Source organism: Sphingobium trunci, from assembly GCF_022664535.1.
Classification (GTDB): domain Bacteria; phylum Pseudomonadota; class Alphaproteobacteria; order Sphingomonadales; family Sphingomonadaceae; genus Sphingobium.
Genome location: NZ_JAKUJY010000004.1, coordinates 110,051 through 131,264, shown reverse-complemented (window position 1 = coordinate 131,264; position 21,214 = coordinate 110,051). Strand labels below are relative to the sequence as shown.

Sequence of the window (21,214 nt, the reverse complement as noted above, 5' to 3'; positions counted from 1 at the left end):
GGGGACGTGAGGGCCAACGCCCTCCCCCCGTCATTTCAGTTGGTCGAAGGGCAGATTCTTGTCGGCGCGGATTTCGCCCGGCATGCCCAGCACGCGTTCGGCGATCTGGTTGCGCAGCACCTCGTCAGCGCCGCCCGCGATGCGCATCACGCTCGACCAGATATAGTCATAATGCAGGCTGTCCGTGGCCGCGTCGTCCGCCGCCGCCAGCGCGGCGGGACCGCGGATTTCCATGGCAAGGCCGAGCGCCTTCTGTTGTCGCCCGGCATAGGAGAGCTTCACCATGCCCGCCAGCGCGCCCGGATTTTCCCCGCGCGACACCATGGTGCGCAGGCGCGCCTCCATATATTTGCCGCCCCGCTCCTCCGCCAGCGCCTCCCCCAGCGCCAGCCGCACGGCGGCATTGTCGAGCGCCGTGCCGGTGCCGCGAGGCGTCGCCTGCGCATAGTCGATCAGCGGCAGCACGCCGCTCTTGGTCGCGCCGCTGCCCAGCCGCTCGCCCATCAGCACCGTCATGCAGCAGGCCCAGCCCTCGCCGACCTCGCCGATGCGGTTGGCGTCGGGGATGCGCACGTCGGTGAAGAAGGTCTCGTTGAAATCGGAGTCGCCCGAAATCTGCTTGATCGGGCGGATCTCGATGCCGGGGGTCTTCATGTCGACGACGAAGAAGGTCAGCCCCTTATGCTTGACCACGGTGGGATCGGTGCGGACCACCAATATGCCCCAGTCGCTTTCATGCGCCCAGCTCGACCAGACCTTCTGGCCGTTGACGATCCAGTCGTCGCCGTCGCGCACCGCCTTGGTGCGCAGATTGGCGAGGTCGGAACCGGCCGACGGTTCGGAGAAGAGCTGGCACCAGGTAAGATCGCCCCTGAGCGTCGCGTCGATGAACTTCGCGCGCTGGGCGTCATTGCCATGCTTGGCGATGACGGGGACCGCCATGCCCAGGCCAATGCCGGTATAAGGCCCCTTGGGCAGACGATAGCGCGCCTCTTCCTCGGCGAAGACCACCGCCTCGATCACGGTGCCGCCCTGTCCGCCAAATTGTTTCGGCAGGGTGATGCCGGCAAAGCCGCCCTCGGACAGGGCCCGCTGCCAGGCGCGGCCGCGCCGGACCTGATCCGAATCCTCCAGTTTCACGCCTTCGGCGATTTCGTGCGCCGGTGCGGTGGCCGCCAGCCATGCCTGCGCCTTGGCGCGGAAGGCCGCTTCTTCGGGTGTATCGTTGAAATCCATGGGTTAAGCCGCCTGTACCTGAGTGCCGGGGAGATGCGCGATGAGCCGGTCGGCCCACAGGTCGCGCCCGCCAAGCGATGCCGCCAGAGTGCGTTCCCGCCGGTAGTAGAAGTGACAATTCGCTTCCCAGGTATAGCCGATGCCGCCATGAACCTGGAGATTTTCGCGCGCGCCCTTTTCGAAGGCGCCGTTCGCCGTCAGCCGCGCGGACGCCGCCGCCGCCGGCAGGTCATCATCCGATTCCCCCGCCGCCCAGGCGCCGAAATAGGCGTTGGAGCGCGCCAGTTCGAGCAATACCGCAATGTCGGCCAGCCGGTGCTTGATCGCCTGATAGCTGGCCAGTTGCCGCCCGAAAATCTGCCGCTCCATCGCATAGTCGCGCGCCATCACGAGACAGGCGTCGGTGCCGCCCACCGCCTCGAAAGCGGCCTGCACCGCCGCCCGGTCGAACAGCTTGGCAATGACGGTTTCCGCCGGTGCCGCGTCGAGCAGTTCGGCCGCCGCGCCGTCGAAGGAGAGGCTGTAATGGGCGCGCAACTGGTCGAAGCTCGCAAGCCTGGTGCGGCCGACCCCCGCGCCGCCCAGGTCGACCAGGGCCAGGGCGCGCTTGCCGTCCTTCTTCACCAGAACCACCGCCACCGTCGCGATGCCGCCGTCGGCCACCGGGGTCTTGACGCCGCTGATCCTGCCGTCCTGCCACCGGGCCTGCACGGCATGATCGTCCCAGCCCGCCGCGCCTTCCGCATAGGCAAAGGTGCCGATCGCTTCCCCGCTGGCAAGCCGGGGCAGCCAGGCGGCCTTCTGCGCCTCGCTGCCGGCAAGGGCGATGGCGTCCGCCGCCAGCACGATGGAGGAGAAGAAGGGCAGCGCGACATTGGCCCGGCCCATTTCCTCGCTGATGACGCCCAGGTCGAGCTGGGTCATGCCCAGCCCGCCATGCTCCTCCGGAATCGCGGCGCCCAGGAAGCCCAGCTCGGCGATTTCACGCCACAGCGATTCGTCCCATTCCGCGCCCGCGTCGATCAGTTCGCGCAGCCGGTCGGGCGTCGAACGTTCGGTCAGAAGGTTGCGCGCCTGCTCGCCCAGCATTTTCTGCTCGTCGGACAGATCGAAATTCATTGAGCATCCTCGTCGGCTTGTTCATAATGATAGAAATGCAACTAAGCTGAATATCTGATCTGTGCAACAGCCGATGCGGCGCGAATGCAGCCCATGGTTGAGGCGCGTTGCCGGACGCCGGGCGCAAAACGGATAGGCAGTGGACATTCATCCCGGTCCGGCGCAATCCGCGTCGCGCCCATCGAAAGCAACAAGGAGAGCCTGTCACTATGTTGAAGGCAGCGATTACAGGTATCGGCATGTCGCAGGTCGGCCGCACGACCATGCGGCCCGCGATCGACCATCTGGCGGATGCGGCGCTGGCCGCGATCGCCGACGCGGGCCTCACCCGCGACGATATCGACGGCATCACCACCTATCCCGGCAAGAGCGACACGTCGCCGGGCATGTCGCCGCTGGGCGTGGGCGAGGTGCGCAACGCGCTGGGCCTGAAGACGCGCTGGCATTCCAGTTCGGGCGAAGGCCCGGCGCAGATGTCGCCGCTGATGATCGCCGCCATGGCGGTGACGACCGGGCAGGCGCGCCATGTCCTGGTCTTCCGCGCGCTGACGGAATCGAGCAGCCAGTCGGCCGGGCGCCGGGCGAGCATCCCGTCCGGATCGGGCAGCCGCCTCACCGGCTGGACGAGCTGGCTGTTGCCGATGGGCGCCTATTCGGCGGCGACATGGACGGCGCAGTTCGCTTCGCGCATCATGCATGACTATGGGCTGACGCGCGAGCATCTGGGCACCATCGCGGTCGGGCAGCGCAGCAATGCGATGAAGAATCCCCGCGCGCTGATGCGCGACAAGCCGCTGACGATGGAGGAATATATGGCGGCGCGGCCGATCTCCACGCCGCTCTGCCTGTTCGATTGCGACATTCCGATCGACGGCGCCTGCGTCATCATCGTGTCGGCGGCGGACGCGGCGAAGGATCTGCGCCGCCCGCCCATCCATATCGAGGCGATGGGCGCGGCGCTGCAGGAAAAGGATAGCTGGGACCAGCGCGCCGACCTTACCACCATGGCCAGCCATGACGCGGCGGCGGACATGTGGAAGCGCACGGACCTCAAGCCCAAGGATGTCGACGTGCTGGCCCTTTATGACGGGTTCAGCATCTTCGTGCCGATGTGGATCGAGGCGTTCGGCTTTTGCGGGAAGGGCGAGGCGCCGGACTTCATTGCCGAGGGCAATACGCTGCTGGGCGGTCGCTTCCCCGTCAATACCGGCGGTGGCCAGCTTTCGGCCGGGCGGCTGCACGGCTTCGGCCTGCTGCACGAGGCCTGCACGCAGTTCTGGGGCGAGGGCGGCGAGCGGCAGGTCAAGGACGCCAAGACGGCGGTCGTCGGCATGGGCGGCGGACCGCTGGCGGGCGCGATGCTGATCCGCCGGGATTGAAAGCCGAAGCGCGGCGGACCGGACCGCCGCGCTTTTCATGGCGCGCTGAAATTTCCCGTCGTTCCTGAAATTTCCTGGCGCGATTACGTGCCCAGAGGCGGCGCCGGAGGCCCGACGCGGAAGATGCCGCTGGCGCGGGTGACGGTCTCATCCCCGACCGTCAGCGTGCCGTCGATGAACAGCAGGCGCTTGGTCTTGCGCAGGATGCGCGCCGTGCCCTCCAGCCACTCGCCCTCCTTGGGACCGGCGAGATAGTCGATGTTGAGGCTGACGGTCATCAGGAAGCGTTCGAAGAAATCCGGATCGGTCAGCCTGACGGTGAGCGGCAGCACGATGTCGATCATGGTCGCCAGCCAGCCGCCGTGCGACACGCCCATCGGGTTGCACATGCTGGGCATGATGCGGCAGCCGAAGATGACGCGGCCATCCTCATCGATGCGCTTGAATACCGGACCGTTGATTCCGAGAAAGCCGAAATTGAGCGGCATGACATCGAAACCGGGCGGCGGCTGTTGCGCCGCCGCCCGGTCGAAAAAGTCTGGTGCGGGTGCCAGTGCCACCATCTTATTTCGGCGGCATCCGGATCGCGCCGTCGAGGCGGATATTCTGGCCGTTGAAATAGGTGTTGCGCGCCATTTCCAGCACCAGGCTGGCGAATTCGGGCGGATTGCCCAGGCGCTTGGGGAAGGGCACCGACTTGCCGAGATTGTCGTACATTTCGGGCGCGCGATCCTTCATCGCAAGCATCGGCGGGGTCGCGAAGATGCCGGGCATGATCGAGTTCACGCGGATGCCGAGGTCCATCAGGTCGCGGGCCATGGGCAGCACCAGGCCGTTGACGCCCGCCTTGGCCGAGCCGTAGCAGATCTGGCCGATCTGGCCGTCCAGCGCCGCGACCGACGCGGTCAGCACGATCAGGCCGCGCTCCAGATCCTCGTTCAGCGGTTCGGCATTGGCCATGCCCAGCGCCGACAGCGACGCGATGCGGTAGCTGGCGACCAGGATGCCGCGCGCGGAAAATTCATAATCCTCGGTCGACAGGCGCTTGTAGCCGCCGGTCGTCTTGTCGAAGCCGACGGTCTTGCCGCCCTTGGAAATCTGGGCGCAATGGACGGTGACGCGTTCCTGGCCGTGGGCGGCGCGGGCCTTTTCGAAGCCGGCGACGACGCTGTCCTCGTCGGTGATGTCGACCTTGCAGAAGACGCCGCCGATGTCCTTGGCGATGGCTTCGCCCGCTTCGGCGTTGAGGTCGAAGATCGCGACCTTGAAGCCCGCGTCGGCCAGCCCGATGGCAGTGGCCTTGCCGAGGCCCGACGCGCCGCCGGTGACGACTGCGGGAAGTCCGGGAGTGAGTTGCATGGCAATCCTTTCACTAGATGAGCCGGGCAGCGTCCCTGCCCTGTCGGATCGGCCGGCGGCGGAACGACCCGCCGCCGGTCATGTCGTGCGAGGTTTAGAGAACCTCGATGATGGTGACGTTGGCCGTGCCGCCGCCTTCGCACATGGTCTGGAGACCATATTTGCCGCCGGTGCGCTTGAGACCGTGGATCAGCGTGGCCATCAGCTTGGTGCCGCTGGCGCCCAGCGGGTGGCCGAGCGCGATGGCGCCGCCGAATGCGTTGAGCTTCGCCGGGTCGGCGTCGAGGTGGCGCTGCCACGCCATCGGGATGGGCGCGAACGCTTCATTGACTTCATAGAGGTCGATGTCGCTCAGCTTCATGCCCGCGCGCTTCAGCGCCTTGTCGGTGCAGAAGAGCGGCTCTTCCAGCATGATGACCGGGTCGCCCGCGGTGACGGTGAGGTTCACGATGCGCGCCAGCGGCGTCAGCCCATGTTCCTTGACCGCGCGTTCGGACGCGACGATCACCGCCGAGGCGCCGTCGGTCACCTGGCTGGAGGTGGCGGCGGTGACGACGCCCTCTTCGCTCAGCAGCTTGACCTTGGCCATGCCCTCTGGCGAGGCATCCCAGCGGATCCCCTCGTCCACGACGTGCATTTCCTTCTGGCCGTCGGCGTTGACGATCTCGAGCGGCAGGATTTCCGCGTCGAACGCGCCTTCCTTGGTCGCCTTCTGCGCGCGCAGATGGCTTTCCAGACCAAAGGCGTCGAGCATGTCGCGGGTCAGGCCCCACTTCTTGGCGATCATTTCCGCGCTGCGGAACTGGCTGCTCGCTTCGATGCCGAGGCGATCGATGACCGACTGGGGCCAGCGGTTCGCGCCCGGAGGCGACAGGGTCGGCGACCCCATCGGAACGCGGGTCATGCTCTCGGTGCCGCCCGCGAGCACGATGTCCATGGTGCCGGACATGATCGCCTGCGCGGCGAAGTGGATCGCCTGCTGCGAGGAACCGCACTGGCGGTCGATGGTCACGGCGGGCACGCTGTAGGGCAGCGAGGAGGCGAGCACGCAGGTGCGGCCGACCTGGTTCGCCTGTTCGCCCGACTGGCTGACGCAGCCGAAAATCACGTCATCGACCAGTTCGCCCGGCACACCCGCGCGGGCGACGGCGGCGTCGATGATCTTGCCGCCAAGGTCCACGGGATGCCAGCCTGCCAGCCGGCCGTTGCGGCGGCCGCCGGCGGTGCGGACGGCCGATACGATAAAAGCTTCTGCCATTATTCCATTCTCCAGCTTCGGCGGAGCGGACGCGGCGCGCCCGCCCCCGGATCGTCAGGCTGCGAAGCGGCCCAGCCGTTCCTTGATGATCGAATCCGCTTCGGACATGATCCGGTCGATCAGTTCCTTGCAGGTCGGGATATCGTGGATCAGGCCCTGGACCATGCCGGCCCAGAAGACGCCCGCGTCCATGTCGCCGGTCTCCAGCAGCACGCGGCCCTGGGCGCCCGACACATAGGGCTGGACGTCCTTGAACGAGGAGTCCGGCTGCGCCAGGATTTCGACCACCTTGTCGGACACAGTGTTCTTGCCGACGCGGGCCGTGTTCTTGAGCTTGCGGAAGATGAGGTTGGTTCCGCGCTCGTCATTGTTGACGTAGGCCTGCTTCACATTGGGATGGATCGGTGCTTCCACCGTCGCGCAGAAGCGCGTGCCCATGTTGATGCCTTCCGCGCCCAGCGCCAGAGCCGCGACCAGGCCGCGGCCGTCGCCGAAGCCGCCGGAGGCCAACATCGGGATCTTCACCTGATCGGCTGCCGCCGGGATCAGGATGAGGCCGGGGATATCGTCCTCGCCCGGATGGCCGGCGCATTCGAAGCCGTCGATCGAGATCGCGTCCACGCCCTTGCGTTCAGCCGACAGCGCGTGGCGGACGGAGGTGCATTTGTGCACGATCTTGATCCCGGCGGGCTTGAACATGTCCCACAGTTCGCCGACGGCGGGGGTGCCGGCCGTTTCCACGACCTTGATGCCCGAATCGATGATCGCCTGGGCATAGGCCTTGTAGTCGGGGGAGTTGATGGTCGGGAACACCGTCATGTTCACGCCGAAGGGCTTGTCCGTCATCGAACGGCAGCGTTCGATCTCCTCGCGCAGCGCTTCGGGCGAAGGCTGGGTCAGGCCGGTCAGGATGCCGAGCCCCCCCGCATTGGAAACGGCCGATGCCAGTTCCGCCTTTCCGACCTGCTGCATGCCACCCTGGACAATGGGATGTTCGATCCCCAACAGTTCCGTGATCCGTGTCTTCATTTTCACCCTCGACTCACAACCGGCGCTTGCTCAAGCGTCAGGAACAGATATACCACTTAGTTATCTATCTAATCCATCTTTATATATTGAACAATGCCCATAGATGATTGATGCTGGCAGGCAAGGAGATTCCGCTGTGACGCTGCAATGGTCCGATCTGAAACTGCCGCTGATGCAGGCGCCCATGTTCATCTGTTCGGGCCTCGATCTGGTCCTCGCCTCCTGCCGGGCGGGCATTATCGGCGCCTTTCCATCATCCAACATGCGCCCGCCCGAAACGCTGGACGGCTGGCTGACCACCATCCGCGAGGAAGAGGCGAAGGCGCGCGACGCCGGGAGCCGCTTCGCCCCCTTCTGCGTCAATCTGCTCGCCTCGACCGCGATCGACCAGCAGGCGCGCAAGGAAAGGCTGGAGGTCTGCCGCAAGGCGCGGGTGCCGCTGGTGCTCACCAATCTGGGCGACCCGCGCGAGGAAGTGGCGGCGGTGCATGACTGGGGGGGCATCGTCTTCCATGACGTGACCACGGTCCGCCATGCCGAAAAGGCGATCGAGGCGGGCGTCGACGGGCTGATGCTGGTGACGGGCGGCGCGGGCGGCCATGCCGGGACGCTCAACCCCTTCGCCTTCCTGCCGCGCATCCGGAGCATGTTCGACGGCTATATCATGCTGGCGGGCGGCATTGCCGACGGCGCGGGCATCGCCGCCGCGCTGACGCTGGGCGCGGACTTCGTGGTGATGGGCACCCGCTTCATCGCGACCCGGGAATCGGGCACTTTCCTGGAGCATAAGCAGATGCTGGTGGACGCGGAGGCGGAGGATGTTCTCTTCACCGACGCCATTGCGGGCATGAACGCCAGCTTCCTCAAGCCCTCCATGGTCGCGGCGGGCCTGGACCCGCTGAACCTGCCGCCGCCCAAAGCATTCCACCGGCCCAATCTGCCCGCAGGCATCAAGCCGTGGAAAACCATCTGGAGCGGGGGGCATTCGACCGCGCTGATCGAGGATGTGCCGAGCGTCGCGGAACTGGTCGACCGGCTGGAAGTCGATTTCGTGAAGGCCAATCGCGGCTTCGACTGGCGCGCCCGGATCGCGAGGACGGCGGCATGAGCGCCCGCGCCGTCGTCGTGGAGCGCTATGGCGATCCGGACAGCTTCGCGCTCAAGCCCCGCGACCCCGGTACGCCCGGCCCCGGAAAGATCGCCATTCGCGTCCACGCCGCAGGGGTCAGCTATGTCGACGTGCTGGCGGCCGAGGGCCTGCATCAGATGAAGCCGCCCTTGCCCTTCGTGCCGGGCAGCGAATTTGCCGGCGTGATCGAGGCGGTCGGCGAAGGCGTCGATCCGGCACGGATCGGGGAGCGGGTCATGGCCAGCGGCTTCGGCGCTGCCTTCAGCGAGGCGGCGGTCATTCCCGCCAAGCTGGCCCATGCGATTCCGGAGACGATGGACTTCGCCACCGCCTCCATCTTCCGCGTCAGCTATGCCACCGCCTGGCATGCGCTGGTCCAGCGCAGCAGCCTGAAAGCCGGAGAGACGGTGCTGGTGCTGGGCGCGGGCGGCGCCGTGGGCTATGCGGCGGTGGAGATCGCGAAGGCGCTGGGCGCGCGCGTCATCGCTTCCGCATCCTCCCCGGAAAAGCGCGATCTGGCCTTGCGCGGCGGCGCCGATGCCGTGGTCGACAGCCGGTCGTCGACATGGCGGGACGATGTGAAGGCCGCCAATGACGGCAAGCCCGTCGATATCGTGGTCGATCCGCTGGGCGGCGACGCGACCGAGCCTGCCTTCCGGTCGCTGGCGTGGAACGGGCGGCATCTGGTGATCGGCTTTGCCGCCGGGCACATCCCCAAGCTGCCGATCAATCTGGCGCTGCTGAAGGGGGCGTCGCTGATCGGCGTCGATATCCGGCAGTTCGGCCTCTACGAGCCGGAACGGCATGAGGAGGTCCTGCCCGCGCTGTTCGGCCTCTACCGGCAGGGGCATCTGCACCCGCCCATTGCCCAGCGTTACCCGCTGGAGCAATTCGCCGCCGCGATGAAGGACGCCAAGGGCGGCCGGCTGGCAGGACGCGTCGTGCTCGACATGGCGTCCTGACAGCCTCTGGAGCGATTTCCAGTCAGATGGCATCATCTGACGGTTCAGAAATCGCGACAAATCAAAAGAACAGAGCGGTTTTCGATCTGATTCCATCAGATCGAAAACCGCTCTAGTCCGGCCAGCCGGAGTGCAGGTCAGGCCAGGATGCGCGCGCCGGTGCCGATCGTCACCGTCTTGTAATGCAGGAATTCGTCGATCCCGGCCTTGCCGCCTTCCTTGCCATAGCCGGAAATGCCGACCCCGCCGAAGGGCGTCCAGGGATTGATCTGCATCCCGCCATTCACATAGACGCCGCCCGCATTCAGCCGTTCGGCGAGGCGGTGGACGCGGTGGATGTCGTTGGACTGGATATAGGAGGCAAGGCCATATTCGCTGTTGTTGGCGATGGCAACGGCCTCATCCTCCTCATGGAATTTCATCACGACCACGGCCGGGCCGAAAATCTCGACCTGGCTGATCTCATGATCGGGATCGGCATCGACGATCAGCGTCGGTTCGATGAAATTCCCCTCCGCCAGCGCGCCGCCGCACCGGGTGCCGCCCAGCAGGAAGGTGCCCGCCTTGTCGGCCTTCGCGCGGTCGAACATGCCCAGGATGCGGTCCACCGCCGCGCGGTTGATGACCGGTCCGACGATGACGCCCGGTTCCATCGGATCGCCGACCTTGAGTTGCTGGATGATCGCCTTCAGCCGGGCGACGAAATCGTCATAGATGTCGGCATGGACGACCTGCCGCGTGGGCAGCGCGCAGCCCTGCCCGGCCAGGATGCCGATGGTCCAGAAGACGGCGCGCTCGGCCGCCGCCTGGATGTCGCAATCGGGAAAGACGAGGCTGGCCGACTTGCCGCCCAGTTCCATGACCGCCGGCTTGATCTCCTCGGCGCAGGCGGCCAGGATCTTGCGCGCGGTGATCGGCCCGCCGGTGAAGCTGATCTTGCGGACCTTCTTGTGGCGCACGATCGCCTCGCCAGCCTCGGCCGTGCCGGGGACGATCGACAGCACGCCGTCGGGGACGCCCGCTTCCTTGCAGAGCTGGGCGAAGAGTTCAGGCGCGAAGGGGGTGATCTCGGCCGGTTTGCAGATGACGCAATTGCCTGCCGCCAGCGCGGCGCAGACCTTCATGCCCAGCGAGATGAGCGGGCCGTTCCAGGTGATGATGATGCCGACGATGCCGATCGGCTCGGGCACGGAATAGGCGAATTCCCCGCGCGTGTCGAAGCTGCTCATCATGTCGCCGGTCAGCTTGTCGCACCAGCCCGCATAATAGCGGGTCCAGGCGACCGCCATTTCCGCGCCCCGGATGCCGCCCATCAGCGGCGTGCCGCCGTCGAGCGCAGCCATGCGGGCGAATTCCTCCTTATGGGCGTCCATCAGGTCGGCGAGGCGGTTCAATATGTCCCGCCGTACCTCCGGCCGGGTGCGGCGCCAGCCGTCGAACGCGGCCTCCGCCTTCGCGACCGCTTCCTCGACCTCGGCGGCTCCGGCGAGCGGGACATCGGCCTGCGGCTTTTGCGTCACGGGATTGAGATGGGGATGGGTGCCGCCCGACCCCGACCGGCGCTGCTCATGGCCCAGATGAAGATGCACGGACGGTATGGCGGTCATGTCTCTCTCCTATATGCTTGCGCGTTTCGGGCGCGCGGCAAGCCGAGGGCCAGCCGGTGCCCGTTTCGCGCTCATGTAAACGAAAGTTTACTTAATATGTCAATGGAGAGAATGGCAGCCCTCAGGCGACGATGCGCGGCGGACCCATCATCTGTGCCAGCATATGCCCAGCCGAGACGATCATCTGCTCGCGCTGGCCCGCCATCGAATCATAATAGAATTGGACGGCGGCAAGACGTTCGAGCGTCGCCATCAGCACGCCGGCGGTCGCCGACGGCTCGATCTCCGCCGCCACCCATCCCGCATCCCGCGCGCGGCGGACAGCGTCGCTGATGGACGTCAGCAATTCCATGGTCGCATCCGCCCGGGCGGTCAGGAACCGCATGTCGCCTTCGTCGGCCGCGAGGTTGCGCACGCGGAAAAGCGCATTGTGGGTCGCCCAATGTTCCAGATAGCGCCGCACGATGTCGCTCGCGCGCGCCACCGGATCGCCCTGCCCCCAATCGGCATCGACCAGGGCGACGATATCCTCGCCGCTCTGCGTCACTTCTTCCAGCGCCGCCAGCACGGCGTCGGCCACATCGGGGAAATAGACGTAGAAGGTCGCGGGCGATGTTCCCGCCTCCCGCGCGATGTCGCCGACGCGCAGATCCCTCAACCGGGTCGCCGCCAGCAGGCTGACCGTCGCATCGATCAGGCGCCTGCGGGTCTGCCGCCCCTTGGGACCCATCGCCTGGCCGTTCTGGTTGCGGTTGGCCGTTCTCGTCAACACTCCTTTCTCCCCTGCCCTATCGTTGAGGCGCCCTGCGCCATGCGAAACGGATTATGGCGTAACTCTTTACCAAAGGCCAGATTCACATGTCGCTGCGACCTCATCGTCCGGGCGTCCTTTTCCATCCCTTCCATCCGCCTGAATATGCGGTGCGGTCGCGGGTCCCGCTTGACCGATCGCGATCCACGACGTTAGGCAGATTTCACCGCTGCGGCACATCGCCGCCATGATCGGCAGGTGTCGCCACCGGACGCCTGGGCACGCCACAGTTCAGGGGGATTTCCGCAATCCGATGGGGAGGAGATGAAGGAAGGCTCATCGTTCGCGCCGCTGCGCCACACGATATTCCGGCGAATCTGGACGGCAAGCCTGCTGTCCAATTTCGGCCTGCTCATCAATGGCGTCGGCGCCGGTTGGGCGATGACGGAAATGAGCGGCAAGCCGCAGGACGTCGCGCTGGTGCAGACCGCGCTGATGCTGCCCTATATGCTCTTTTCCATGCTGGCCGGGGCGATTTCGGATACCTATGACCGGCGCAAGACCGCCATCGCCATGCTGTGCTTTGCCTCGACGAGCGCGATTCTGCTGGTCGCGAGCGCCTGGTCCGGGCTGCTCAACCCGACATTGCTGCTGGTCCTCTGCTTCCTGATCGGCACCGCCAACGCCATGTTCGGCCCGGCCTGGCAGGCATCCGTCAGCGAGCAGGTGCCCGCGCATGATGTCGCCCCGGCGGTGGCGCTCAATTCGGTGAGTTACAATATCGCGCGCAGCTTCGGCCCGGCGGTCGGCGGGATCATCGTCGCGGCGGCAGGGTCGGTCGCGGCCTTCGCGGTCACGGCGGTCTGCTACCTGCCGATCATGCTGGCGCTCTATTTCTGGCGGCGCATGCCCGATCCGCCGCGCCTGCCGCCCGAGCGGATCGGCTGGGCGACGATTTCGGGCATCCGCTACATCTTCCATTCGCCCTCCATGCGCAACGTCATCATGCGCTGCGCCACGATGGGCATTGCCGGTGCGTCCATCTCCTCGCTGATGCCGCTGATCGCGCGCGACCTGGTGGGGGGCAAGGCGGCCACCTACGGCATATTGCTGGGCGCGTTCGGCATGGGCGCGGTGTTCGGCGCGCTGCTGATGCCCATATTGGGACGGCGCCTGTCGCGCGAAGTGCATGTCGGCGGCGGCACCGCGATCATGGGCGCCGCGGTCATCCTGCTGTCCTTCTGCCGATCCGAACTGGCGGCGATCCCCACGCTGATCGTCGCGGGCATATGCTGGATGCAGGCGCTGACATCCTTCAACATCGCGATCCAGACGCAGGCGCCGCGATGGGTGGTGGGGCGCGCGCTCGCCGCGTTCCAGGCGGCGACGGCAGGCGGCATCGCGGCAGGCGCCTGGGTCTGGGGGCATGTCAGCGAATGGCTGGGCACGGCGGGCGGCGTCGGCCTGTCCGGCGTCGCGCTGCTCGCCTGCGTGCCGCTGGGCCTGCTGTGGCGGATGGCTGGGGAGGGAACGGATGTCAGCGCGCGCGAGGAGCCGCTGCCTTCTCCCGAAGTCGGCCTGGCGCTGACCGGGCGCAGCGGACCGATTTCGATCGAGATCGAATATCGGGTGCCTGCCGAGCGCGCCCGGCAATTTTACGACACGATGCTGGCCGTGGCGCTGTTCCGCCAGCGCAACGGCGCCTATCAATGGTCGCTGGCGCGGGATATCGCCCAGCCCGATTACTGGATCGAGCGCTTTTCCTGCCCCACCTGGCACGATTATCTGCGCCAGCGCGACCGGATGACGACGGGGGAAGCCGCGATTCTCGACCGTGCCGCCGCCGAAACGCTGGACGGCGAACCCTATCGCGTGCGCCGCTGGCTGGAACGACCGATCGGCTCCGTTCGCTGGCAGACGGAGACGCGCGATCCCGGCGTCACCCTGCCCTTCCATCCGGCATCGGGTTCGCCATAGAAAAAGGGGGAGGGAAGTGCTTCTTCCCTCCCCCCTTCATTCGAGCCGAAGCCGGCTTATTTCGGCGCCATGCGGATCGCGCCGTCGAGGCGGATGACCTCACCGTTCAGCATCGGGTTGGCGATGATCTGCTCGACCATCAGCGCATATTCGTCCGGCTGGCCAAGGCGGCTGGGGAAAGGCACCTGCTGGCCCAGCGAATCCAGCGCTTCCTGCGGCAGGCTGGCGAGCAGCGGGGTCCAGAACAGGCCCGGCGCGATCGTCATCACGCGAATGCCGTAGCGCGCCAGTTCGCGCGCGATCGGCAGGGTCATGCCGACGATGCCGCCCTTGGACGCGGAATAGGCAGCCTGGCCGATCTGGCCGTCGAACGCCGCGGCGCTGGCGGTGTTGATGATGACGCCCCGCTCGCCATCGGGGCTGAACGGTTCGGCGTCATGCACGCGGGCGGCGAATTTCGACAGCACGTTGAAGGTGCCGATCAGGTTGATGCTGATGATCTTCGTAAAGCTGGCGAGCGGCAGCGCCTTGCCGTCGCGGCCGACGACCTTGGCGGGCGGGCCGATGCCGGCGCAGTTGACGAGGATGCGGGCCTTGCCATGCAGCCCTTCGGCCTCCTGCACCGCATTTTCGACAGCGCTTTCGTCGGTCACGTCGACGCTGGCATAATGGCCGCCGATTTCCTTGGCCTTCTGCTGGCCCAGTTCGGCGTTCAGATCGAAGATCGTGACCTTCGCGCCCTTCGACGCAAGCCGTTCCGCCGTCGCGGCGCCAAGACCCGATGCGCCGCCCGTCACGATCGCGGCAACTCCATTGATATCCACTCTAGTCTCCTTGTCAGACCTGCATTGCTTGATCTCAGCCCGCCAGCGACAGGCGGATGCCCACGCCCGTCACCGATCCGGCGTCGGGCGACAGCAGGAAGGCGATGACCTTCGCCGCCGATTCGGGCTTCACCCAGGCGGATGTGTCGGCGTCGGGCATGTCCTGGCGGTTGACCGGCGTGTCGATGATGGTCGGCAGCACGGCATTCACGCGCACGCCCCTGCCCTTGAGCTCGTCGGCGAGGCTTTCGGTGAGCGCCATGACGCCTGCCTTCGACGCCGCATAGGGCGCCATGCCCGCCGCCACATTGGCGGCCGCCGCAGCGCCCACATTGACGATCGCGCCGCCCGGCGCGATGTGCGGCAGGACCGCGCTGGACGACACGGCGGCGGTGCGCAGGTTCATGCGGAACATGCGGTCCCAATTGTCGATCGTCCCGCCCTCCATCTGTTCCCAGACGAAGCCGCCCGCGACATTCACCAGCCCGTCGACCGAACCCAGCGCCAGCGCCGCCTGGCCATAGGCCTGCGACACAGCGCCCTCGTCGCTGAGGTCGACGCCGCCCAGCACGATGCCGTCAGGGCTTGCCGGAGCGGGAGCCATGTCGACCACCGCCACCTGATGGCCGCGCCCCCTCAATTCCTGCACCACGGCCCGGCCCAGCGTGCCCAGACCGCCCGCCACGATGATATTCGCCATCCCGTCAACTCCTTCCGATGCTGCCTGCGACCGAACGGCGATCAGCCGTCGATGCCGCCCAGACAGAGATATTTGACCTCAAGATAATCCTCGATGCCGTATTTCGACCCTTCGCGTCCATGGCCGGACGCCTTCATGCCGCCAAAGGGAGCAACCTCGGTCGAGATCAGGCCCGCGTTGATGCCGACAATGCCATATTCGAGCTGTTCGGCAACCCGCATGACCCGGCCGATATCGCGGCTGTAGAAATAGGAGGCGAGGCCGAATTCGGTGTCGTTCGCCATTTCCACCGCTTCGGCTTCGCTATGGAAGCGGATGAGCGGCGCGACCGGGCCGAAGGTTTCCTCCGAAAAGATCTTCGCCTCGCGGGGGACATCGCGCAGCACCGTGGGCTTGTAGAAATTGCCGCCCAGCGCATGGCGTTCGCCGCCGGTTAGCAGCTTCGCCCCATGGCTCAACGCATCGGCGACATGGCTCTCGGCCTTCTGCACCGCCTTCTCGTTGATGAGCGGGCCGACGGTCACGCCTTCCTCGAACCCGTCGCCGACACGCATCGCCTCGACCGCCACCTTCAGCTTGGCGGCGAAGGCGTCATAGACCCCGTCCTGCACCAGCAGGCGGTTGGCGCAGACGCAGGTCTGCCCGGCATTGCGATATTTGGAATCGAGCGCGCCCTGGACGGCGGCGTCGAGATCGGCATCGTCGAACACGATGAAGGGCGCGTTGCCGCCCAGTTCCATGCTGGTGCGCTTGATCGTCGGCGCGCACTGCGCGAGCAGGACGGCGCCCACCTCGGTCGATCCGGTGAAGCTCAACTTGCGGACATCGGGGCTGGCGGTGATGGTCGCGCCGATCTGGCTGCTCGGCCCGGTGATGACATTGCACACGCCCGCGGGCAGGCCCGCCCGTTCGGCCAGCACCGCCAGTGCCAGCGCGGAAAAGGGCGTTTCGCTCGCGGGACGGATGACGCCGGTGCAGCCCGCCGCCCAGCCCGGCCCGGCCTTCCGGGTAATCATGGCGGCGGGAAAATTCCACGGCGTGATCGCGGCGAAGACGCCGATCGGCTCCTTCTGGACGATGATGCGGCGGCCCTGCGCATGGGGCGGAATGGTGTCGCCATAGATGCGCTTGCCCTCTTCCGCGAACCATTCGATGAAGCTGGCAGCATAAGCGATTTCGCCCCGGCTTTCGGCCAGCGGCTTGCCCTGTTCTGCGGTCATGATGCGGGCGAGGTCTTCCTGATTTTCCAGCATCAGGTCGAACAGCCGGCGCAATCTGGCGGCGCGTTCCTTCGCGGTCAGCGCGCGCCAGGCGGGCTGGGCCTTTTTCGCGGCGGCGATGGCGCGGGCCGCATCCTCGGCGCCCAGGGCCGGGACATGGCCGATCACCGCGCCGGTCGAGGGGTTGGTGACCGCGATCGAAGGGCCTTCGCCCACGCCGATCCATTCGCCGCCGATATAATTGGCCTCGCGCAGGAGCGAGCGGTCCTTGAGCGTAGCCAGAAAGGCGTCGTCAGCCATGAAAATTCTCCGCAATATATTCCGACCGGCCGGATTGCGCCGGACCGTCGCCGAGCCGCCCTGCTGCGCCATCGCCGGGACGACATCAAGAGCAATGTGCCGGCGGCCGATGCCAAAACAGGGCGACCGTATGTTCCGGTCGCCCTAGTTGAGGACCGACACCTTCCCGCCCAGCGGCATGAGGGGCGCCAGCCCCACCACCGGATGCGGCAGATAGGGCGCTTCCAGCGCCTCGACCTCCGACGCGTCCAGTTGCACGTCGAGCGCGGCGACGGCGTCGGCGATCTGCGCCACCTTCGTCGAACCGATGATCGGCGCGGTGATGCCGGGCTTGCCGAGCAGCCAGGCCAGCGCGACCTGCGCACGCGGCAGTCCGCGCGCCGACGCGACCCGGCCCACCGCCTCGACGATGCTGCGGTCATTCTCTTCCGTCGCGCCATAGAGGAACTTGCCGAACAGATCGGTTTCCGACCGCTTCGTCTTCTCGTTCCAGTCGCGGGTCAGCATGCCGCGCGCCAGCGGGCTCCAGGGCATGACGCCCACCCCCTGGTCGATGCAGAGCGGGATCATCTCCCTTTCTTCCTCGCGATAGACGAGATTGACCTGCGGCTGCATGGAGATGAACTTCGTCCAGCCGTTGCGTTCGGCGACATGCTGCGCCTTGGCGAACTGCCACGCCCACATGGAGGAGGCGCCGATATAGCGGACACGGCCCGACTTCACGATGTCGTGCAGTGCCTCCATCGTCTCCTCGATCGGCGTGCCCTCATCGAAGCGGTGGATCTGGTAGAGATCGACATAGTCGGTGCCCAGCCGTTTCAGGCTGTCGTCGATCGCCTGGAACAGCGCCTTGCGCGACAGGCGGCCGGTATTGGGGGCATCGCGCCAGGGCGAGAAGGCCTTGGTCGCCAGCACGATCTCGTCGCGGCGGGCAAAATCGTTCAGCGCCTTGCCGATGATCCGTTCCGACGAACCGGCGGCATATTCATTGGCCGTGTCAAAGAAGTTGATGCCGCGCTCCAGCGCGTCACGAACGATGACGCGGCTTTCCTCCGGCGGCAGCACCCATTGGTGGCGGCCAAGTCCCGGTTCGCCGAAGCTCATGCAGCCAAGGCAAATCCGCGAGACGACAAGGCCCGAACGGCCCAGTGTACGATATTGCATCCCATCTCTCCCGCCGTCCCAACCCATGGACCGTCCGGACGGCCGGACAGCGCCGGTGCGAAGCCCGGCTACAACTTATCTAACGAGGTATTACATGACCGGAACTTAGGCAAGGGCCGTTATGCCGGCACGACAGGGCGCGCGCGGGATGAGGGCGCGCCCTGCCCCGGTGCGTCAGACGGGTACGGCGCGGGTGATCGATTCGCCCTGCGCGGCGGTGGAATCTGCCTCCCATGCCTCCCAGGTCGACAGGCGGGAGGCGAAGGCCGCCTTGGCCTGGGGCATGCCCTCCGTCCCGACGAAGAAGCGCAGCGGCGGCCGTTCGGCATCGACGATCTTGAGGATGGCAGGCACGGTAGCGCGCGGATCGCCCAGCGGCATGTCGGCGCCGCGCGCGAACAGCTGCATCCGCATGTCCTGATAGGCCTCGAGCCCACCCGCGACCTTCATCGAGGCGGGGCTGGAAAATTCGGTCGCATAGGCGCCCGGCTCGAGCAGCGTCACCTTGATGCCGAAGCCCTGCACTTCCTGCGACAGGCTTTCGTGCATCGCCTCGAACGCCCATTTGGACGCATGGTAGAAGCCGACCATCGGATGGGCGACGACGCCCGCGACGCTCGACACGCCGATGATATGGCCGCTGCCCTGATCGCGCAGATAGGGCAGGACGGTCTGGATCACCGCCAGCGTGCCGAAGAAATTGGTATCGAATTCGGCCCGGACATCCTCTTCCTTGCCCTCCTCGATGGCACCGATCAGGGCATAGCCGGCATTGTTGAGCACGACGTCCAGCCGGCCGAAAAAGGCATGCGCCCTGGCCACCGCGTTGGCGACCTGTTCCCGGTTCGTGACGTCCATCGCCAGCGGCAGCACGGCGTCGCCATAGCGCTCCGCCAGATCGGCGACGCCCTCGACCGAGCGGGCGGTCGCGGCCACCTTGTCGCCCCGTGCAAGGGCGGCTTCCGCCCAGAGGCGGCCGAAACCGCGCGAGGCACCCGTGATGAACCAGATTTTTTCAGACATTGGTTTTCCCTCTGACTTGCGCCGCTTTTCGCGCGGACATTCGCATCGCCTGTCTACGCGCGTCCGGCCATTCCCTCTCTGGCAAAGCGCGCCAATTCACTCGCGCCGCGCGCCAATGGCGGCCTTCGCTCTTGCGGGCCGGCCCGGCTGCCTGCACAGCGCGGCGGGACATTTCGGCAGACCGGGAGAAGAGCGACATCATGGTTCAGAAAATTCTGCTGTCGGGCGGTACCGGCCTGGTCGGAAGCCGGATCGCCGGTCAGCTCGGCTCGCTGCCGGACCATAGGCTCGTCAGCCTGGTGCGCAAGGCGCGGGGACCGGGCGAGCGGCAGACCGATTTCGATGCGCTGCTGGCGGCGCCGGAGCGGGAAATCGCCCAGGCCGCGCCCGATGGCGTCGATGTCGCGATCTGTTGCCTCGGCACGACCATCAGCGACGCCGGGTCGAAGGAGGCGATGTGGAAGGTCGATCATGACTATGTCGTCGCCTTTGCCCAGGGCGCGAAGGCGGCGGGGGCGCGGCAGCTCATCCTGATGAGCGCGGCGGGCGCGGGCGGGGCCGGCTTCTACCTCAAGACCAAGGGCGCGGTGGAGAAGAGCGTCGCCGCGCTGGGCTTCGCGCGGGTCGATCTGGTTCGTCCCGGACTGATGCTGGGGCCGCGGCCGGGCCGGTCCGTGCTGGAAGCGATCGGATGCGCCATCTATCCCTTCCTCTGGCCGATCCTGCAGGGGCCGCTCGCCAAATATCAGGGCATTCCCGTGGAGGATGTGGCCGGCGGCATGGTGCGGCTGATCGGATCACCCCAGACCGGCAGCTTCATCCATCTGAACAAGGATCTGCGGCGGCTGGCACGGCGCTGATGTCCTGATCCATGGCGGGCGCACGGCCACCCAGCCTGCGCCAGCCATAGGCCAGGATGCACAGCAGCAGGACCGCCGCCGTCAGATAGGGAAGCGGCCGCCAGATCTGATACATGGTGATGCCGATGGATGGACCGAAGAGGAAGGCCGATCCATTGGTGGCGGTGACATGTCCGGCGACGATGCCCTGCTCCTCATCCTCCACCGCCAGGCTGGCGCCCGCGGTGAAGCCGGGGCGCAGGAAGCCGAAACCCAGCGACGCCAGCGCAAAGGCCATGGCCAGCATGTGCAGGTCATGCGCCAGGGTGATGGCCGCGCTGCCCAGCGCCGCGAAGCCTGCCCCCCAGAGGACCATCCTGAACGGGGTCATCCGCAGGCGTCCGACCACGCCCCATTGCGCCAGCAGCGAAGCCCCCGCCCCCGCCATCAGCACGATGCCGATCAGCGGTTGCGCCGCCTGGGGCGTGACCTTCAGCCGGTCGATCAGCAGGAAGGCGATCGACTGGCCGACCATGGCCTGCGTGTTGCCGGAGACGATGCCGAACAGCATCCACGGCCAGATGCGAGGGTCGGTATAGCGCGTGAGGCGGCGGGGCAGGCCCTGTTCCGCCTGCGCTTCGCGGACTTCGCCGACGCCGTGGTCGGACAGCTGCGTCGCGGCGATGACCATCACCACCAGCCCCATCAGGCAGAAGATGACCGGCGGCCCCGCCAACCCCAATATGGGAAGCAGGAAGAAGGGCGCCAGCGCCGGGCCGAGCACGGTGCCGAGGCCGAATGCCGAGGCCAGCATGGTGAGCGCGTTGGTCCGGTTCCCGCGCGAGCTGGTCAGCGCCACCAGCGCCTGAGAGGCCGGCGGGGCGGCCGATCCGAACGATCCGTACAGTCCGCGTCCGATGACGAAACCGGCAAAGCTGAGGCCCGCCGCCACCCAGCCGAGCAGGCCGGAAGTCAGGGCGATGGCGCAGACGAACAGCGAGGCGCAATAGCCGCCCAGGCCGACCAGCACCATCGTCTTGGCGCGCATCGTGCCCAGCCGCCGTCCCCAGAAGGGCGCGGCCAGCGACCAGGCGAGCGCCGAAAAGGAAAAGGCCAGGCCGATCAGCGTATCGGGCAGCTTCAATATCCGCCCGATGGCGGGCAGGACCGATTGCAGGCCGGTATTGCCGATCGCGATGGTCAGGATCACGATGAAGAGCAGGGTCTGATCCCGCTTTATGCTGGCGCTGCCCGCCGTCCCCTCCGCTTTCATGCTGTCCTATCCTGCTGTTCCGTCCAGCATGGCCCTGCCGGGCGGGGGCTTGCCGACGGCAAGCC

The 21,214-nt window shown here is 66.7% G+C and carries 19 protein-coding genes; 5 read left to right on the top strand and 14 right to left on the bottom strand.

Features of this window, described 5'->3' with window-relative positions:
• Positions 1-30: 30 nt before the first annotated feature.
• The gene (locus tag MJ601_RS05355; RefSeq protein ID WP_242124071.1) at positions 31-1,236 is read right to left on the bottom strand and encodes an acyl-CoA dehydrogenase family protein; all 1,206 of its coding nucleotides are present in this window, start codon (positions 1,234-1,236) and stop codon (positions 31-33) included.
• Positions 1,237-1,239: 3 nt separating this feature from the next.
• Positions 1,240-2,355 carry an acyl-CoA dehydrogenase family protein gene (locus MJ601_RS05350; RefSeq protein WP_242124069.1) on the bottom strand — a complete coding sequence of 372 codons (1,116 nt, stop codon included), beginning with the start codon at positions 2,353-2,355 and terminating at the stop codon, positions 1,240-1,242.
• A gap of 209 nt (positions 2,356-2,564) precedes the next feature.
• Between MJ601_RS05350 and MJ601_RS05345 the strand changes: the two genes are divergently transcribed.
• Positions 2,565-3,734 (top strand): thiolase family protein, encoded by a 1,170-nt coding sequence (locus MJ601_RS05345; protein WP_242124067.1) that lies wholly within the window; start codon positions 2,565-2,567, stop codon positions 3,732-3,734.
• Between the two features lie 83 nt (positions 3,735-3,817).
• On the opposite strand, the gene MJ601_RS05340 is transcribed toward MJ601_RS05345, so the two are convergent.
• The 4 genes from MJ601_RS05340 to MJ601_RS05325 form a co-directional block, all read right to left on the bottom strand.
• Complete coding sequence (locus tag MJ601_RS05340; RefSeq protein WP_242124065.1) at positions 3,818-4,297, bottom strand: PaaI family thioesterase; 480 nt, start codon at positions 4,295-4,297, stop codon at positions 3,818-3,820.
• A 1-nt stretch (position 4,298) separates the two neighbouring features.
• Positions 4,299-5,093 carry an SDR family oxidoreductase gene (locus tag MJ601_RS05335; RefSeq protein ID WP_242124063.1) on the bottom strand — a complete coding sequence of 265 codons (795 nt, stop codon included), beginning with the start codon at positions 5,091-5,093 and terminating at the stop codon, positions 4,299-4,301.
• A gap of 94 nt (positions 5,094-5,187) precedes the next feature.
• Positions 5,188-6,351 carry an acetyl-CoA C-acetyltransferase gene (locus tag MJ601_RS05330; protein ID WP_242124061.1) on the bottom strand — a complete coding sequence of 388 codons (1,164 nt, stop codon included), beginning with the start codon at positions 6,349-6,351 and terminating at the stop codon, positions 5,188-5,190.
• Between the two features lie 54 nt (positions 6,352-6,405).
• Complete coding sequence (locus MJ601_RS05325) at positions 6,406-7,386, bottom strand: NAD(P)H-dependent flavin oxidoreductase (RefSeq protein WP_348635558.1); 981 nt, start codon at positions 7,384-7,386, stop codon at positions 6,406-6,408.
• A 130-nt stretch (positions 7,387-7,516) separates the two neighbouring features.
• Here MJ601_RS05325 and MJ601_RS05320 point away from each other — a divergent pair, with 130 nt between their 5' ends.
• Positions 7,517-8,488: an NAD(P)H-dependent flavin oxidoreductase gene (locus MJ601_RS05320; RefSeq protein ID WP_242124057.1), complete on the top strand. Its 972-nt coding sequence runs from the start codon at positions 7,517-7,519 to the stop codon at positions 8,486-8,488.
• Positions 8,485-9,471 (top strand): NADPH:quinone oxidoreductase family protein, encoded by a 987-nt coding sequence (locus MJ601_RS05315; RefSeq protein WP_242124054.1) that lies wholly within the window; start codon positions 8,485-8,487, stop codon positions 9,469-9,471. The genes MJ601_RS05320 and MJ601_RS05315 overlap by 4 nt, the downstream gene beginning before the upstream one ends.
• Before the next feature lie 137 nt (positions 9,472-9,608).
• On the opposite strand, the gene MJ601_RS05310 is transcribed toward MJ601_RS05315, so the two are convergent.
• Together MJ601_RS05310 and MJ601_RS05305 are read right to left on the bottom strand one after the other, a co-directional pair.
• Complete coding sequence (locus tag MJ601_RS05310) at positions 9,609-11,078, bottom strand: aldehyde dehydrogenase family protein (RefSeq protein WP_242124053.1); 1,470 nt, start codon at positions 11,076-11,078, stop codon at positions 9,609-9,611.
• 121 nt (positions 11,079-11,199) lie between these two features.
• Positions 11,200-11,850 (bottom strand): TetR/AcrR family transcriptional regulator, encoded by a 651-nt coding sequence (locus MJ601_RS05305; RefSeq protein ID WP_242124052.1) that lies wholly within the window; start codon positions 11,848-11,850, stop codon positions 11,200-11,202.
• Between the two features lie 303 nt (positions 11,851-12,153).
• On the opposite strand from MJ601_RS05305, the gene MJ601_RS05300 reads away from it, so the two are divergent.
• Positions 12,154-13,806: an MFS transporter gene (locus tag MJ601_RS05300; RefSeq protein ID WP_242124050.1), complete on the top strand. Its 1,653-nt coding sequence runs from the start codon at positions 12,154-12,156 to the stop codon at positions 13,804-13,806.
• 56 nt (positions 13,807-13,862) lie between these two features.
• Here the strand turns inward: MJ601_RS05300 and MJ601_RS05295 are convergent, their stop codons facing one another.
• From MJ601_RS05295 to MJ601_RS05275, 5 genes are all read right to left on the bottom strand, one after another.
• Complete coding sequence (locus MJ601_RS05295; RefSeq protein WP_242124047.1) at positions 13,863-14,630, bottom strand: 3-hydroxyacyl-CoA dehydrogenase; 768 nt, start codon at positions 14,628-14,630, stop codon at positions 13,863-13,865.
• Positions 14,631-14,664: 34 nt separating this feature from the next.
• Positions 14,665-15,330 carry an SDR family NAD(P)-dependent oxidoreductase gene (locus MJ601_RS05290; RefSeq protein WP_242124045.1) on the bottom strand — a complete coding sequence of 222 codons (666 nt, stop codon included), beginning with the start codon at positions 15,328-15,330 and terminating at the stop codon, positions 14,665-14,667.
• A gap of 41 nt (positions 15,331-15,371) precedes the next feature.
• On the bottom strand, positions 15,372-16,850 hold the full coding sequence (locus tag MJ601_RS05285; protein WP_242124043.1) for an NAD-dependent succinate-semialdehyde dehydrogenase: 1,479 nt from the start codon (positions 16,848-16,850) through the stop codon (positions 15,372-15,374).
• A 144-nt stretch (positions 16,851-16,994) separates the two neighbouring features.
• Entirely contained in the window at positions 16,995-18,014 is a 1,020-nt protein-coding gene (locus MJ601_RS05280) for an aldo/keto reductase (RefSeq protein ID WP_242124041.1), read from the bottom strand.
• Positions 18,015-18,188: 174 nt separating this feature from the next.
• The gene (locus MJ601_RS05275) at positions 18,189-19,037 is read right to left on the bottom strand and encodes an SDR family NAD(P)-dependent oxidoreductase (RefSeq protein WP_242124039.1); all 849 of its coding nucleotides are present in this window, start codon (positions 19,035-19,037) and stop codon (positions 18,189-18,191) included.
• Positions 19,038-19,237: 200 nt separating this feature from the next.
• On the opposite strand from MJ601_RS05275, the gene MJ601_RS05270 reads away from it, so the two are divergent.
• Positions 19,238-19,897, top strand: coding sequence for an NAD(P)H-binding protein (locus tag MJ601_RS05270; RefSeq protein ID WP_242124037.1), 660 nt, complete (start codon positions 19,238-19,240; stop codon positions 19,895-19,897).
• On the opposite strand, the gene MJ601_RS05265 is transcribed toward MJ601_RS05270, so the two are convergent.
• Positions 19,854-21,149: an MFS transporter gene (locus MJ601_RS05265; RefSeq protein WP_242124034.1), complete on the bottom strand. Its 1,296-nt coding sequence runs from the start codon at positions 21,147-21,149 to the stop codon at positions 19,854-19,856. The two genes, MJ601_RS05270 and MJ601_RS05265, sit on opposite strands and share 44 nt — an antisense overlap.
• Between the last annotated feature and the right edge of the window lie 65 nt (positions 21,150-21,214).